14 protein-coding genes and 1 tRNA gene are annotated in these 14,216 nt (G+C 67.5%); 8 read left to right on the plus strand and 7 right to left on the minus strand.

The window, feature by feature from the left end; all coding sequences use genetic code 11:
* Window positions 1-21: 21 nt before the first annotated feature.
* Genes AC07O0_RS17740 through AC07O0_RS17760 form a run of 5 tightly spaced genes read right to left on the minus strand, consistent with a single transcriptional unit; the run spans window position 22 to window position 4,278 of the window.
* On the minus strand, window positions 22-867 hold the full coding sequence (locus AC07O0_RS17740; protein ID WP_494625014.1) for a shikimate dehydrogenase family protein: 846 nt from the start codon (window positions 865-867) through the stop codon (window positions 22-24).
* Window positions 868-896: 29 nt separating this feature from the next.
* Entirely contained in the window at window positions 897-1,580 is a 684-nt protein-coding gene (locus tag AC07O0_RS17745; RefSeq protein WP_494625015.1) for a hypothetical protein, read from the minus strand.
* Between the two features lie 55 nt (window positions 1,581-1,635).
* Complete coding sequence (locus tag AC07O0_RS17750; RefSeq protein ID WP_494625016.1) at window positions 1,636-2,511, minus strand: intradiol ring-cleavage dioxygenase; 876 nt, start codon at window positions 2,509-2,511, stop codon at window positions 1,636-1,638.
* A gap of 45 nt (window positions 2,512-2,556) precedes the next feature.
* Window positions 2,557-3,618 (minus strand): maleylacetate reductase, encoded by a 1,062-nt coding sequence (locus AC07O0_RS17755; RefSeq protein ID WP_494625017.1) that lies wholly within the window; start codon window positions 3,616-3,618, stop codon window positions 2,557-2,559.
* 51 nt (window positions 3,619-3,669) lie between these two features.
* Window positions 3,670-4,278 carry a nuclear transport factor 2 family protein gene (locus tag AC07O0_RS17760; RefSeq protein ID WP_494625018.1) on the minus strand — a complete coding sequence of 203 codons (609 nt, stop codon included), beginning with the start codon at window positions 4,276-4,278 and terminating at the stop codon, window positions 3,670-3,672.
* Between the two features lie 72 nt (window positions 4,279-4,350).
* On the opposite strand from AC07O0_RS17760, the gene AC07O0_RS17765 reads away from it, so the two are divergent.
* The 8 genes from AC07O0_RS17765 to AC07O0_RS17800 all read left to right on the plus strand — a co-directional run bounded on the left by AC07O0_RS17765 (window position 4,351) and on the right by AC07O0_RS17800 (window position 13,133).
* Window positions 4,351-5,193, plus strand: coding sequence for a sugar phosphate isomerase/epimerase family protein (locus tag AC07O0_RS17765; RefSeq protein WP_494625019.1), 843 nt, complete (start codon window positions 4,351-4,353; stop codon window positions 5,191-5,193).
* A 49-nt stretch (window positions 5,194-5,242) separates the two neighbouring features.
* Complete coding sequence (locus AC07O0_RS17770) at window positions 5,243-6,010, plus strand: IclR family transcriptional regulator (protein WP_494625020.1); 768 nt, start codon at window positions 5,243-5,245, stop codon at window positions 6,008-6,010.
* A gap of 311 nt (window positions 6,011-6,321) precedes the next feature.
* Window positions 6,322-7,185 (plus strand): helix-turn-helix transcriptional regulator, encoded by an 864-nt coding sequence (locus AC07O0_RS17775; protein ID WP_494625021.1) that lies wholly within the window; start codon window positions 6,322-6,324, stop codon window positions 7,183-7,185.
* A gap of 153 nt (window positions 7,186-7,338) precedes the next feature.
* Window positions 7,339-9,510 carry a TonB-dependent siderophore receptor gene (locus AC07O0_RS17780; RefSeq protein ID WP_494625022.1) on the plus strand — a complete coding sequence of 724 codons (2,172 nt, stop codon included), beginning with the start codon at window positions 7,339-7,341 and terminating at the stop codon, window positions 9,508-9,510.
* 11 nt (window positions 9,511-9,521) lie between these two features.
* Window positions 9,522-10,379, plus strand: a complete 858-nt coding sequence (locus AC07O0_RS17785; RefSeq protein ID WP_494625023.1) for an alpha/beta hydrolase — start codon at window positions 9,522-9,524, stop codon at window positions 10,377-10,379.
* Window positions 10,376-11,515 (plus strand): ABC transporter substrate-binding protein, encoded by a 1,140-nt coding sequence (locus AC07O0_RS17790; protein ID WP_494625024.1) that lies wholly within the window; start codon window positions 10,376-10,378, stop codon window positions 11,513-11,515. The genes AC07O0_RS17785 and AC07O0_RS17790 overlap by 4 nt, the downstream gene beginning before the upstream one ends.
* Before the next feature lie 29 nt (window positions 11,516-11,544).
* Complete coding sequence (locus tag AC07O0_RS17795) at window positions 11,545-12,657, plus strand: DUF2218 domain-containing protein (protein ID WP_494625025.1); 1,113 nt, start codon at window positions 11,545-11,547, stop codon at window positions 12,655-12,657.
* Between the two features lie 134 nt (window positions 12,658-12,791).
* Entirely contained in the window at window positions 12,792-13,133 is a 342-nt protein-coding gene (locus AC07O0_RS17800; RefSeq protein WP_494625026.1) for a hypothetical protein, read from the plus strand.
* Here the strand turns inward: AC07O0_RS17800 and AC07O0_RS17805 are convergent.
* Together AC07O0_RS17805 and AC07O0_RS17810 are read right to left on the minus strand one after the other, a co-directional pair.
* Window positions 13,072-13,929, minus strand: coding sequence for a tyrosine-type recombinase/integrase (locus AC07O0_RS17805; protein ID WP_494625027.1), 858 nt, complete (start codon window positions 13,927-13,929; stop codon window positions 13,072-13,074). The two genes, AC07O0_RS17800 and AC07O0_RS17805, sit on opposite strands and share 62 nt — an antisense overlap.
* 173 nt (window positions 13,930-14,102) lie before the next feature.
* A tRNA-Thr gene (locus AC07O0_RS17810) sits at window positions 14,103-14,178 on the minus strand.
* Window positions 14,179-14,216: the final 38 nt, after the last annotated feature.

Genomic DNA, 14,216 nt, shown 5'->3' on the forward strand with positions numbered 1-14,216 from the left:
CGCCCCCCTCCTTCGCCAAGGCTAACCGCGGAGCGCGGAGGCGACGCGCCTGGCCGCCGCCGCACTGAAATCGTGCTCGCCGAGGCCCAGATGCGTAGCCATCGCCGCCAGCTGATGGTCCATCATCCCGGACCCGCCGATCGCCCGGCAACCGAGCTTCGCAACACGGCGCAGCAATTCGGTCTCGTGCACAATGACATCGGCGACGATGCTGCCGGGCCTGATGCGGGCGGGATCGATCGGGAGCGGATCGTCCTCCCTCATGCCGACGGGCGAAGCGTTGACGACGAGATCGAACCCCTCGGGATCGGGCGTGCCGGCCCGCGCCGGCCAGCCGAGCGCGCCAAGCCGTTCCGCCAGCCCCTCGCTGCGCGCGGTGTCGCGATCATAGAGGACGAGCTCGGCCACTCCCGCTTCCGCCAGCGCGAAGGCGATCGCGGTGCCGACGCCGCCGGTGCCGACCAGCAGCGCCCGCTTGCCTGCCGGATCGGCACCATTCGCCTTGAGATTCGCGAGGAAGCCGATGCCGTCGACGATGTCGCCGAGCCAGCTGCCGTCAGCTTGCACGACGATGAAGTTGGCCGAGCGGACGATGCGGGCGCGCTCCGTCAGCTCGTCGACGAGGTCGACGCTCGCCGGCTTGTGCGGGATGGTGACGATCATGCCGGCGAGGTTCCGCATACGGCGCGTTCCGGTGAAGAAGGCCGCAAGATCGGCCGGCAGGACATGGTACGGCGCACACACCATGTTGAGGCCGTGCAGGTGGAACAGGCCGGTCCAGACTTCCGGAGCGCGCACCTGCGTGATCGGATGGCCGACGATGCCCAGAAGGCGGGTTGCGCCATCGATGACAGGGCGCCTGCTCATGGTGACGATGTCCTCCGTCATGGCGTCGGTCAGCCGGTCGGTTCGAGGCAGAAGGCCATGTCGTAGACCGCGGTTTCCGCCGGATCGATCGCGAGCCGATGCGCCGCGAGCCGCGCTGCGATCTCCGGCATCAATGCCTCGAGCTCACGGCGCCCGACCGCATCGACCAGGACGACGGCGTCGAAGACATCGTCCCTCATCATGCCGCGCAGCTCGGTCTCGCGGGTCCTGGCGCCGGTCACATCTGGCCGCGCAACGCCGAGATGGACGGCATTGACGCCCTCCAGCGTCAGGAGCTCGTCGGCAAGCGCCGGGGCCAGCGCCTGGAACACATCCGCGCCGGCGCCCTCGAACGGCACGCGGAAGGTTGCCATGGCGCCGCCGACGCCGCGCCCGGCCGAGGCGGCAATGTCGCAGGCACAACGGATGAAATTGTAGAAGGTCGGCTGCGTCCTGAGCGTCCACGGGGTCGGGTTGTTGAGGCGCGCGAGATAGTCCGGCGCGCCGAAGGTCGCGAGGCTCTCGCCCTCGTAGAGCGTCAGGTAGCGGTGCCGGTCGCGGTTCCAATCGACGCCGCGGCGGCCGCGCAGGAAGCCCGGCACGGCGAGCCGTTCCGGCATGTGCTCGCGCGTATGCCAGAGATGGTAGTCGCGTTCCCCTTCCGCCCTGATATCGTGCCAGACGATCATGAAGGCCTTGCCCCTGAGCGGCATGAACATCTCTCTCCCGGATGCGTCGCAGCAACGTATTGCCGGCAAATAAACTGGCTCAAGCCGTGCGCCGCTGAGACGCCAGCACGAAGTCGTAGTGAAGATGGCGATAGGGCCGGTCGACCGAGCTGCCGTCGGGGGCCGTACCCGCCGGCTTCTCGACGAAGGGGCGGATCAGAGAATCCTTGACCCCGAAGACGACGTCGGAATCGAGATAGGTGTCGCCCTCGACGAAGACATGGGTGACGAGTTGCTCATGCTCCGGCGCCGCGATCATGAAATGGACATGGGCCGGCCGGTAGGGGTGGCGCCCCTGCGCCGCCAGCATCTCGCCGACCGGGCCGTCATTGGGGATCGGATAGGCGGCCGGCATGATCGTCCAGAAGTGGAAGGCGCCGCCTTCTGCCGTCCTGAGCCGAGCGCGCATGGCGAGGCCGTGCTCGTCGTCGAGCTGCTGAACATCGTAATAGCCGTCGCCATCGGAGTGCCAGACATCGACCGTCGCACCGGCCAGCGGCGAACCATCGGCCGCGCTGACCGAGCCGGTGACGAGCAGAGGCACGCCCTCCAGCCCCGGCGAGATGTTGGCGCCGAGCGGCTTTTCCGGCGGCTCCTGCACATAGAAGGGGCCGAGCACGGTGGTTTCCGTCGCGCTACCCGGCAGGCGGTGATTGATCGCGTCGACGAGCATGGAGACGCCGAGCGTGTCCGAGAGCAGGATGAACTCCTGCCGGGTGGCGTCGCACATCTGGCCCGTGCGGGTGAGGAAGGCTATCGCTTGCGACCATTCCTCCTGGGTCGGCTCGATCTCGCGCACGAAATCATGGAGATGGCGCACCAGCGCATCGCCGATCTGGCGAGTGCGCGGATCGGTCGCCTGCCCGACCCGCTCGCGGACCGCGGCGGTGATCGAGCGCTCGTCGAAATTCCTCATTCCGTCCTCCCTGATCTCATCGCCCGCCCCTTTTAGGCTTGGTGGTCAGCCTCGTGGCGGCTCCCCGGCCCAGGCGCGCGCGATCAGCCCGCGAATGGCGTCACGTTCGACAGGGCGTGGGTTCGGGTACGGGTTGCGGGTCGCGATCTCGACCGCCTGCTCGATGCCGCTCTCGGGCATGCCGAGATCGCGGAGTGCACGCGGCGCGCCAAGCCGCCGCGCGAGATCGTCGATGCCCGCCACTGCATCGTCGGCGCCGAAAGCGCGCGCGATGCGCCTCATCGCTTCGGGAGCGCTCGCCGCATTGTAGGCGATCGCATGCGGCAGAATGACGGTGTGGGTCTCGGCGTGCGGCAAGTCGAAGGTGCCACCCAGCACGTGACAGAGCTTGTGATGCAGCGCCATGCCGACCGCCCCGAGGCAGGTTCCGCAGAGCCAGGCGCCGTAGAGGGCGTCCGAGCGTGCCTCGCGCCGGGAGGGATCGCGGGTGATCGCCGGCAGAGCGCGCGCCAGTGCCGCGATCCCCTCCTCCGCCATCAGCGAGACGATGGGATTGCCGTCCGGCGCATAGAGCGCCTCGACCGCGTGGGCGATCGCATTGATGCCGGAGGTCGCCGAGAGCTGCGGCGGCAAGGATAGCGTCAGATCGACATCATAGATCACCGTCTCCGGCATGATCCTCGGGTTGCGCTGCGTCGTCTTCAGCCCATCGCGCGTCTCTCCGAGGATGGGCGTCATCTCCGAGCCGGCATAGGTGGTGGGAACGACGACCTGCGGCAGGTCGCTGCGCAGGGCGATGGCCTTGCCGAGTCCGATGGTCGAGCCGCCGCCAATGGCGACGACGCCATCGACTGCGAGCGCAGCGACCTCGGCCATGGCGCGTTCGGTCACCTCGACCGGCGTGTGCATCGCCGCCCCGGCGAAGACACCGGCGGCGCAGGTCCCGAGCGTAGCGGCGATCCGCTCGGCCATGCCGCGATGGCCCGGCGTCGACAGCACAAGAACGCGCTCGAGGCCCAGCCGCTCGATCTCCTCGCCGAGGCGCACGATCGTGCCGTGCCCAAAAAGGACACGCGCGGTGAGAGCTTCATAGACAAAGGGCTGCATCGTGCTCGCTCGCCAACTCAGGCTCGGGTCTTGCCCGACCAGGACAGCAGGCTAGTCGGCCGGCCCGCCCTTCAGCCAGCCGGCGCCGCGCACATAGAGCGCCTCGACCTCCGGCCCGACCAGGCCGGGCATGTCGCGCTTCACCGGATAGCCGATGCCGACCTGCAGATAGGCAAGATGACGATAGCCGATCGGGAAACCCATCAGCCGTTCGCGGTCGAGCATGGGCGTGGCGGCCGGATCGACCGGATCGATCCGATCCTTCTCGTAGATCGGCTGGCGCAGGACCACACCCCAGCGGCCGGCCCGCTTCTCGAGGAAATCATAGAAGCGCCCGGTGCAGACGACGTCGCATTCGACGCCCTCGACCGCAGCGCGCTGGCTGATCGTCATCTTGGTCTGCGCGATAGCGCGCGTGCCGGCGAGATCGACCGAGGAACCGCCGAGGAAATGCAGGATCCGCACGCCGCGCTCGAAGCCCTCGCGGCTCACCTTGATGAACGCGTCGGCGCTGCCCTGGAACCAGGTCGCCATCATGCGCCCATCATCATGCCAGACCGTCCGGAAGCGCGCCCAGTCGGCGGCATCGCGCCAGACCGCCCAGTTCTCGATCAACTCCCGGATCGCCAGCCGTTCGGCCTGCTCGATGGATGCGTCCATGGTGTTTCCTCCTGGTTGTTCTCATATAGAAACTGTTTTACCTTGTAAACTCATTCCCAATCAGGAAACGCCATGCGCCCGATCTCCCTGGCCCATCTCACCGTGCTCGATGCGGATCCGGTCGGCCTGATCGAGGCGGCACAGGCAGGCGGTTTCGATGCCGTCGGCCTGCGGGTGATCCCGCCGCTGGCCACCGACACGATCACCGAGATCGTGGGGGATGCACCACTGCAGCGCCGCATCAAGCAAGCGCTCGCCGCAACGGGCCTGAGCGTTCTCGACATCGAAGCCGTCTGGCTGCAGCCGCAGACCGATGTCGACGCGCTGCGACCGGCGCTCGAGCTGGGTGCGGAGCTCGGCGCCCGCCATGTCCTCACCGTCGGCTTCGACGCGGAGCATAATCGTCTTGTCGATCGCTTCGGTGCCTTCTGCGCGCTCGCTCATGATTGCGGCCTGCGCACCATGCTCGAATTCATTCCCTATGCCACGATCGGTACGCTGGGGGCGGCGCACGACCTGCTGCTGGAGGCGCGCCCGGCCAATGCCGGTCTCCTGGTCGACGCGCTGCATCTCAGCCGCGCCGGCGGCCATCCTCGCGACATCGCCGGATATGATCCGGCGCTCTTCTCCTACATCCATCTCTGCGACGCCCCCGCCGCGGCCCCGCCGACCGAGCAGCTCAGGAGCGAGGCGCGCGGCGGACGAGCCTATCCTGGCGAAGGGCAGCTCTGGCTCGGCGCATTCCTGGACGCCTTTCCACCGGAAACGCCGATCGGAGTGGAAGCGCCGAACATCGCCCTTGCCGGCCTGCCACCGGCCATGCGGGCCCGCCGCGCCGGAGATGCTACCCGCGAGCTCCTGCACCGGCACGGCGGCCAGGAGGGTGAGGGCGAGGGCGAGGCGCCGACGCATTGACAGCGACGCCACCTGTGCCAAGGGTGAGTTTACATATCGGAACTCACCAATGCCCGACGATGCGCCCACAGCCGTAAAATCCGCAGAGCGCATCCTCGATCTGTTCGAGCTCCTGGCGCGCCGGAGCGACGGCCTCCCCCATATGGAGATCGCCGCTGCGCTGGAGATCCCGAAGGGCAGCCTGACGCAGCTGCTGAAGACGGCGATGGGACGCGGCTACGTCACCTATACCGCAGCAGACAGACATTATCGGCTCGGCGAAGGCCTGGCGCGGCTGGCGCGGCAGACCTCGCGGGGACAGGATCTCGTCACGCTGGCGCAACCGCTGCTCGAAGAGATCACCGCGCGAACCCGGGAATCGTCCGCGCTCAACCTGCTGAAGGACGGCGAAGCCGAGGTCGTCGCGGCCGTGAACGGCCCGCAGCGGCTCGTCTCGCATATGCGACTGGGCGACCGCGCGCCGCTCTACGCCACGTCGGGCGGCAAAATCCTGCTCGCCCAGATGGCGCAGCCCCAGCTCGACGCCTATCTCGGCACGGTCTCGTTCGAGGCGATCACGCCCAAGACCCTCACCTCGACCGAGGCCCTGCGCCGCGAGCTCGATGAAGTCCGGCGCAGAGGCATCGCCTATTCCTTCGAGGAGTTCACCCCCGGAATCATCGGCATGGCCATGGCCGTTCTTTCCGACGAGCGCGAGCCGCTGGCGTCGATCAATGTCGCCCTGCCGTCGATCCGCTACAACTCGGTGACGGACAGGCTCGTGGCGAACGCGCTGCAGCAGGCTATCGACGAGCTGGGGCGGCGGATTGCGACCTGACCGGACCCGCACCGCAAGGCCGCATCGTGTGAGGTCCTGCGTCATCTTGCCATCGGTTCCGGCCGGGCATGCGCAGCCCTCGTGCCGCTCCGACGGCGACAGGGACGGTGGGCGCCAGAGACACCTGATGACCTTCCGGACCAAGCATCGGGACATGCCGCACGGCACGGCTCTCGACTATGCGCCCGGTCTAAGCAGGCAACGCCGCCGCGCTCGTCGGCACGAAGGCATTCAACATCAGGATTATACCAAGCTATAGCTTTGAATTGCAGTTTCGATCTGTCTTCGCATCGGGCTAGGATTGCGCGCCCATGTCCGTGCCATCCCCTTCCGACCCAGACGCCCTGATAGATCTCAAGCTGTTCTCCGGTCAGCTGTCGCTGTCCGCCGGGCGCTTTCCCGCAGCGACCGGAAAGCGGACCGCCGGGCCGATGCGGCGAGGTCTGAAGATCGCCATCCTGCTGGACGGCCGCCAGTCGCTCGAGCTCGACGACCGTCCGGCTGTCATGATCGACGGGCCGGCCCTGCTAGTCGCGGCGAACAGCGGCGATCACCTCCAGCAACGCACCAGCCTCAGCGGCGGGACGATCCGCTGCGTCCTGATGCAGTTCGACCTCGATTTCGTCGAGCGCGAGTTCGCCGCGCCGATGAAGAAGCTGTTCGCGCTGGTCGGTGCCGAGGGCGCGGGAGTCTGGGTGCGGCCGGCCGATGCCCGCCTTCGCTCGCTGGCGCTCCAGATCGCCGAGTGCCCGGTGGCCGAGCCGCTCCGGCAGCTCTATCTCGCCGGGAAAGCCCTGGAACTGGCGGCGGTGGCGTTGAACGAGATCGTCGGAAAGGCGCCGCTGCGTCCCGCGCGACTACCGACCCGGACTCGCGAGCAGGTCCTCGCAGCGCGGGACATGCTCGTCGCCGCAATGCAGGAGCCGCCGAGCCTGGCCGAGCTCGCCCGGATAACGGGCCTCAATCCGACCAAGCTCACCGCGGCCTTCCGGGCCGAGTTCGGCACCAGCGTCTACGCCTATCTGCAAGAGCAACGCCTGCAGCAGGCGCACGCGATGATCGCGGGCGGGCACGCCAGCGTCGCCGAAGCCGCGTTTCGCGTCGGCTATACGCCGGCGCATTTCTCGGGCCTGTTCCGCAAGCGTTTCGGCCTGTCGCCGAGCGCATTGCGCTGACGCAGGCGCGCTTTTCAGAGCTGGAACGGCTCGAAACTGCGCCGAAAGAAATACTGCCGCGATCGAAAGCCGATGGCGTTGCCGGCCGAGCATGCTTCCTGAAAGAACCCTGCCAACGGGTCGCCGAACCGGCGAAGGGGCAAGGGCGTTGGCATGAACGGGGTTCTCATCAATCGCGCAGCACTGGCTGCCGGCGTCGCCTTCGGCGCCATCGTCGCGGCCTGGCCGGGCGCCGCGCTCGCGCAGTCGGGCGACGCGATCGGCCTCGACACCATCGATGTCCAGGGCGAGCGGGCCAACGGACCGGTGAACGGCTATGTCGCCCGGCGCAGCGCGACGGCGACAAAGACCGATACGCCGATCATCGAGACGCCGCAGTCGATCTCGGTGGTGACGCGGGACCAGATGACCGATCAGGCCGCCCAGAGCGTCGGGCAAGCGCTGCGCTACTCGGCCGGCGTGCTGGCCGAAACGCGCCTCTCGGCCGGGCGCTACGACAGCGCCTTCATTCGCGGCTTCGGAGGCTCGGGCGGCAATGCCGGCTTCGTCAGCAATCTCGACGGGCTGCGCTATCTGCGCGGCGTCAACTATCTCGTGCCGGCCTACGAGCCATGGGGGCTGGAGCGCGTCGAGGTCCTGCGCGGGCCTTCGTCCGTCGTCTTCGGGCAGGTCAAGCCCGGCGGTGTGATCAACCTCGTCAGCAAGCGTCCGCGCGAGGAGGCGCATGGCGAGGTCCAGCTCCAGTTCGGCAGCTATGAGCGCGCCCAGTTCGCCTTCGACATCGGCGGGCCGGTGACGCCGGACAAGACGCTGCTCTACCGCATCGTCGGCCTCGGCCGGGCCGCCGACACCCAGGTCGACCACACCCGGGAGGAGCGCCTGTTCATCGCGCCGTCCCTGACCTGGCAGCCGAGCGCCGCCACGAGCTTCACCGTGCTGACCTCGTTCCAGCGCGATCCCGAGACCGGCTTCTACGGCTTCATCCCCGCCATCGGGACGGCATTGCCCAGCCGCGCCGGCCGCATCCGCAGCGACTTCTTCCCCGGCGAGCCGAACTTCGAGGGCTACAGCCGCAACCAGGCCAATGCGGGCTACGCCTTCGAGCACCGTTTCGACGACGTCTTCACCGTGCGGCAGAACCTGCGGCTGTCAGATCTGAAGTCGCATTTCCGGACCGTGTCCGTCGCGGGCATCCAGGCCGATCAGAAGACGTTGAACCGCCGCGTCACCGCCTATGACGAGAAGGCGCGCACCGCGGCGGTCGACACGCAGCTCCAGGCGGATTTCCGCACCGGGCCGCTCACCCACAAGGTGCTGGTCGGGCTCGACGCATCCTGGACCGATGCCTCCTCGAACGGTGGCTTCCCCGGCGTTGTCCAGACGCTCGACTTCACCAACCCGATCTATGGCCGCTCACCGTTCGCGCTCTCGCCGAAGACGCTGACGACGCAGACCACCGCCCAGTACGGCGTCTACGTCCAGGACCAGATCAAGCTCGACCGTCTCTCGCTCCTGGTCGGCGGCCGCTTCGACCGCGCCGAGGCCCGAACCCGCGACTTCGCCACCGGCGTGCTGACGAAGCAGAACGACACCGCCCGCACCGGCCGCGTCGCGGCGATGTACAATTTCGACAACGGCTTTGCGCCCTATGCCAGCTACTCGACCTCGTTCGAGCCGGTGGCGGGCACGGCGTTCGGCGGCAGGCCCTTCAAGCCGACGGAAGGCGAGCAATACGAGGCCGGCTTCAAATACGAACCGCCGGGCGCCAACGCCTTCTTCCAGGCGGCGGTCTATCAGATCAGGCAGACCAACGTCACGACGACCGACGTTACCAATCCGGGCTTCCAGACCCAGACCGGCGAGGTCACGGCGCGCGGTGTCGAGCTCGAGGCACGCGCCACGCTGTTCGACAGCTTCGACCTGACCGCGGCCTATGCCTACACCGACGCCGAGGTGACGAAGAGCAATGGCGTGGACCTCCACAGGCGGCCGCCGGTCGTACCGCGCCACATGGCCTCGCTCTGGGCGCACTATACCTTCAAGACCGGGCTCTTCGCGGGCCTCGGCCTCGGAGCCGGCGTGCGCTATGTCGGCAAGGGAGCAGGCGACCCCGGCAACACCTTCTTCACCGACGACTACACGCTGGTCGATGCCGCGATCAGCTACGACCTCGGCCTGGCGAACACCGCGATGAAGGGCTGGAAACTGCAGGTCAACGCCCACAACCTGTTCGACAAGGAGTACATCTCCGGCTGCTATTCCACGACCGGCTGCTCCTTCGGCCTGCGCCGCACCGTGCTCGCCACCCTGTCCTATCGCTGGTGAGGTCAGGCGCGATGTCGCGGGCAGAGCGGGTTGCATGCGAGGGGCAGCTGGCCTCGGCCCTCCGGCCGCTCGAGCTGCCGCATGCGCAGAGCCTCGCCTTCGCCTCGCCGGAAGGGAGCGATTATCGGCTATTGCTCGCGATCCCGCCCGAGCCGGCGCCGGCCGAGGGCTTTCCGGTCGTGATCCTGGTCGACGGCGATGCGCTGTTCCCCACCGCGCTGTCCACAGCCCGGCTGCAGGCGGCGCGCCCCGAGGTGACCGGCGTCGGCCCGGCCATCATCCTCGGCATCGGCTATCCGGGCGCAGCCCCTTTCGATGCCGAGCGGCGCCGGCAGGACCTCCTGCCGGCCAATGGCGGAGCCGACCGCTTCCTCGATTTCATCAGCGGCAAAATCCTGCCTTTGATCGAGCGACTCGCGCCAACCGATCCGGCGCGCCTGTCGCTGGTCGGCCATTCCTTCGGCGGGCTGTTCGCTCTGTACGCGCTGTTCACGCGACCGGGCCTTTTTCGCAGCCATGTCGCCGGCAGCCCGTCGATCTGGTGGGAGGAGCGCTCCATCCTCGCAATGCGTGATCGGTTCCTGCTTGGACCTGCCGCCGCGCAGCCACCGCGTCTGCTGATCGCCGTCGGCGGTGAGGAGCAGAACGGTGACGAAGAGCGCGATCGCCAGCGCGCCGAACGCCTACGCATGGCCCGCATGGTCGACAATGCCGCGGAGATGGCCGAGGCGCTGACGGCGTCAGGACGAGTCGATTGCAGGCATCTCGTCTTCACCGGCGAGAATCACATCTCGGTCGTTCCGGCCATGCTGTCGCGCGCGATCGCCTTCACGCTCGGTTATGATGAATCGGGAAAGGTCTCGCCATGATCGCCTCGCCATTGTGGCTGCTGGCGCGGCTGCTCTTCGTCGTGATCGTGCTGCTTCGGGCCGGTTCGCTTCCAGCCAGCGCCGAGCCGATCACCGTGACCGACCTGCTCGGGCGCAGCGTCACCCTGCCCGCTCCGGCGAAGCGGATCGTGCTGGCGCAAGGGCGCCAGCTCAACGCGCTCGGCCTCGTCCATCCCGATCCGATCAGCCTGCTGGCCGGTTGGGGCGCCGACCATCGCCGCCAGAATCCGGACGCCTATGAACGCTACCTCGCCAAATTCCCGGCGATCGCGACCGTGCCAACCGTCGGCGACGGCGGCACGCAGGACGGATTCTCCTTCGAGAAGGCGGTGTCGCTGTCGCCGGACCTCGTGATCCTGAGCCTGTCGCTGGCGGGCACGCGGCTTGGAGCGGGCGATCTCGTCCAGCGCTTCGAAGCCGCCGGCATCAAGGTTGTCGTCATCGACTTCTACCTGCAGCCGATGCGCGACACGCTGCCGAGCCTGCGCATCCTGGGGAAGCTGATCGGGCGCGAAGCGCAGGCGGAAGCCTATATCCGCTTCTATGAGGAGCGCCGGCGCCTGATCGAGGAACGCCTGCGCGGCGCAGAGCGCCCTGCCGTCTTCATGCATGCCCATGCCGGCGGCTTCGATTGCTGCCAGACGCCGGGCAAGGGCACGTTGGACGACTTCATCAACGCGGCCGGCGGGCGCAACATCGCCGCCGCGATCCTGCCCGGCGCGAGCGGTCAGATCAGCCTCGAGCAGCTCCTTGCCGCCGACCCTGCGATTTATGTCGCGACCGGCGGCACGCATCTGAGCAAGCGCGGTGGCCTCGTCCTCGGGCTCGGCGTCTCGCGCGAGACTGCGGCGCAGAGCTTCACCGCCCTGCTGGGCCAGCCGGGCATCGCCGCGCTCGCTGCGGTCCGCAATGGCCGTGGTTACGGGCTCTGGCACCTCTTCAACGACACCCCGCTCCATATCGTCGCCATCGAACGGCTGGCGGCATGGTTCCACCCCGGCCGCTTCGCCGATGTCGACCCGCAGGCGACGCTGAACGAGATCTCCCGCCGCTTCTCGGCGATCCCGCTCGACGGCGCACTCTGGATCGAAGGCGCCGGCCAGGCCAGGCCCTGACTCTCCGGGCAGCGACAGGATACCGCCCCATGACCATGCTTCGCGCCGAAACGCGCATCGCCCTGCCCGACCCCGTCGCCGTTCTGCGCCCGCTCTGCGGGCACCTCCTCGAACATGAGGCCGAAGTGAGCGAGGCCGGGGGCGTGACCACGATCAGGCTCGACGGCAGCAGGGCGGAACTGCGCTCGGAGCCGGGCGAATTGTCCGTTGTCGTCGAGGCTCCCGATCTAGCCCGGCTGCAGGGCAGCAAATTCGCGATCGCGAACCATATCGTCGAGTTCGCACCGGAAGGAGCAGTGCCCGCGATCTTCTGGAGCGGCGACGGCTCCGAGCCGATGCTGCCGCCGGACTTTCGGGTGTTGACCGTGACCGGCGTCGAGCAATTGACGCCGCATATGCGCCGCATCCGCTTCCAGGGCGAGGACCTTACCCGCTACGACTCGCTGGAAGCGCTGCATGTGCGCCTCTTCATCCCGCCGCCGGGACTGGCGGAGCCAGCCTGGCCGATGATCGGCGCCGATGGCCTGCTGCAATCCCCACCACCGGAGCAGCGGCCGGCGATCCGCAAATACACGATCCGCGAGATCGACGTGGCGGCCGGCACGCTCGCCATCGATTTCGTGCTGCATGACGATGCCGGGCCTGGCTCGGCCTTCGCCGCCAGCGCGCGCACCGGCGACCGCATCGGCATGGCAGGACCGGGCGGGCGCGGACTGAAGCAGGCCGACCGCTACGTCTTCCTCGCCGATGAAACCGGGCTGCCGGCGCTGGCCCGCATGCTGGAAAGCCTGCCGGCCAATGCCCGCGGCCTCGCCTTCATCGAGGTCGCCGATGCCGGCGAGCAGCAACCGCTCGCCATGCCGGACGGCTTCACGCTGCGCTGGCTCCACCGCGACGGCGCAGCGCCGGGCAGCACGAGATCGCTTCAGGATGCCTTTGCGGCACTGGACTGGTCTGAGGTCGATGACCGCGTCTATCTCTGGGCGGCGAGCGAGCATGCGGCCTTTCGTGAGATCCGGGCAGCGGCAAAGCAGCGCCTGCAACCCGGCATCGACGAGCATCTCGTCGTCAGCTACTGGCGCGCCGGCCTCTCGGAAGAGATGCATGCCGCGGAAAAGCGGCAAGCAGCGAAGGCGGACTGAAGATCGAGCCACCGGCTTCGGCATGGTCGCGGATCGCAGCGCAGGAGGATGGCGCGAAGCCATCTTCAATGGTCGAGGCTTACCGGGTATCAGACACGTCCACGGCGAGGCTGCCGTTGCCAGGGATGGATACGATGATCCGGATCGCCATTGTAATCGCCACCCTTGTCGCAGCGGCCGGATCGATTGCAGCCGAGCAGCTACCCAGCTTTCCGAAGGGCACGTCCTACCGGGAAGCGCGGCGCAGCCTGATCGGCCTCGGCTATGCGCCAGTGACGCTGCCCGACGCAGACAAATGCTCGAAGAGCGACGAGCGCTGCCAGGGGCGGCCGGAGATGGCCTCATGTTCGGGAACCGGGCTCGGCCACTGTCTGTTCGTCTGGAAGTCGAAGCGCGACATGCTGATCGAGGTCATCACCGTCGGCGAGAGCGAGAACACGGTGAGTGCCGTGCGGTGCCGCGCGAACTGTCGGTAGCGGGTCGCTCGCCGGGTACCGAGCGGGTTTGCGGCACGATGACTTGCGCCGGATACCCGTGGACGACGACGTCGACGCAACGAAGAAGCCCGGTATTCGAGCTCTTGGGTAGAGATCGGTGATGTCTGGAAAGGTCGCTGGTGCGCATCAACCCACCCAAGCCGGCGGGATCAGTGATCGCGGCGCGATGCTTGACGACAGGCGCGGATATGGCCCCGCGAAGCGCGAAAGTCGGATCGTTCGAAGCCCGAGCGGTCGCGATGGCATAGCGGAACACCTCGCCGATCACGGCGCGCAAGCGCTTGGCGGTTTCAAGCCGGCCCTTCCGCTCCACCTTCTTGAGGATGTCCAGGATTTCGGGCGCTGCGATCGCGGCGATCGGGCGCTGACCAAGCCCTTCGTTCGCGAGCCCATGCAGCCATTCGAGCTTGGCAAGCGTGTTCTCGGCCTTTCTCTCCCGCCGCTTCTTCTCAAGCAACTCAGCCGCCACAAGAGCGAATGTGGTTGCATTGCTCGTCAGCGCTGCCTGCCTGTCTAGGCGCTTCTGTGCGGACGGATCGCGGTCAGTCGCGAGCAAGGAGCGGGCTGCCTTCCGACGGTCACGGGCATCGGCAAGCGTCACCGCAGGGTAAGAGCCAAGGGCCATCAGCTTTTGCTTGCCTGCGAAACGATAGGCCAAGCGCCAGAGCTTCGAACCGTTCGGCATGATCCAAAGCTGCAAGCCTTCGCCGTCGGAAAGCTTCGTGATTCCGGACGCAGGCTTTGCATTCGTGATCGCGACGTTGGTCAGCGGCATGTTGGTATCGCCCTTCCCGTACCGCCGAACATACCAACCGACATACCAACATTCTGACTGGTAGCTGGCGGACGCGGCTGAACACCGGCGAAGAGATTCTGGCCGAAACTGCCGAAACATCAACAAAAAAGCCGCCCTTTCGGGGCGGCTGCGAACGTCACTGAAAATGGGAATGGTGCCGCAAGAGGGATTCGAACCCCCGACCCCCTCATTACGAATGAGGTGCTCTACCAGCTGAGCTATTGCGGCGACGGGTGGGGCTGTATCAGCCCGACCCCATTTTGACA

Source organism: Allobosea sp. GW821-FHT10B12 (assembly GCF_059415545.1).

Excerpts from the sequence above, each read along its gene's own strand:
- AC07O0_RS17740 (WP_494625014.1), bottom strand. The coding sequence starts at position 867 with ATGAGCAGGCGCCCTGTCATCGATGGCGCAACCCGCCTTCTGGGCATC.
- AC07O0_RS17745 (WP_494625015.1), bottom strand. The coding sequence starts at position 1,580 with ATGCCGCTCAGGGGCAAGGCCTTCATGATCGTCTGGCACGATATCAGG.
- AC07O0_RS17750 (WP_494625016.1), bottom strand. The coding sequence starts at position 2,511 with ATGAGGAATTTCGACGAGCGCTCGATCACCGCCGCGGTCCGCGAGCGG.
- AC07O0_RS17755 (WP_494625017.1), bottom strand. The coding sequence starts at position 3,618 with ATGCAGCCCTTTGTCTATGAAGCTCTCACCGCGCGTGTCCTTTTTGGG.
- AC07O0_RS17760 (WP_494625018.1), bottom strand. The coding sequence starts at position 4,278 with ATGGACGCATCCATCGAGCAGGCCGAACGGCTGGCGATCCGGGAGTTG.
- AC07O0_RS17765 (WP_494625019.1), top strand. The coding sequence starts at position 4,351 with ATGCGCCCGATCTCCCTGGCCCATCTCACCGTGCTCGATGCGGATCCG.
- AC07O0_RS17770 (WP_494625020.1), top strand. The coding sequence starts at position 5,243 with ATGCCCGACGATGCGCCCACAGCCGTAAAATCCGCAGAGCGCATCCTC.
- AC07O0_RS17775 (WP_494625021.1), top strand. The coding sequence starts at position 6,322 with ATGTCCGTGCCATCCCCTTCCGACCCAGACGCCCTGATAGATCTCAAG.
- AC07O0_RS17780 (WP_494625022.1), top strand. The coding sequence starts at position 7,339 with ATGAACGGGGTTCTCATCAATCGCGCAGCACTGGCTGCCGGCGTCGCC.
- AC07O0_RS17785 (WP_494625023.1), top strand. The coding sequence starts at position 9,522 with ATGTCGCGGGCAGAGCGGGTTGCATGCGAGGGGCAGCTGGCCTCGGCC.
- AC07O0_RS17790 (WP_494625024.1), top strand. The coding sequence starts at position 10,376 with ATGATCGCCTCGCCATTGTGGCTGCTGGCGCGGCTGCTCTTCGTCGTG.
- AC07O0_RS17795 (WP_494625025.1), top strand. The coding sequence starts at position 11,545 with ATGACCATGCTTCGCGCCGAAACGCGCATCGCCCTGCCCGACCCCGTC.
- AC07O0_RS17800 (WP_494625026.1), top strand. The coding sequence starts at position 12,792 with ATGATCCGGATCGCCATTGTAATCGCCACCCTTGTCGCAGCGGCCGGA.
- AC07O0_RS17805 (WP_494625027.1), bottom strand. The coding sequence starts at position 13,929 with ATGCCGCTGACCAACGTCGCGATCACGAATGCAAAGCCTGCGTCCGGA.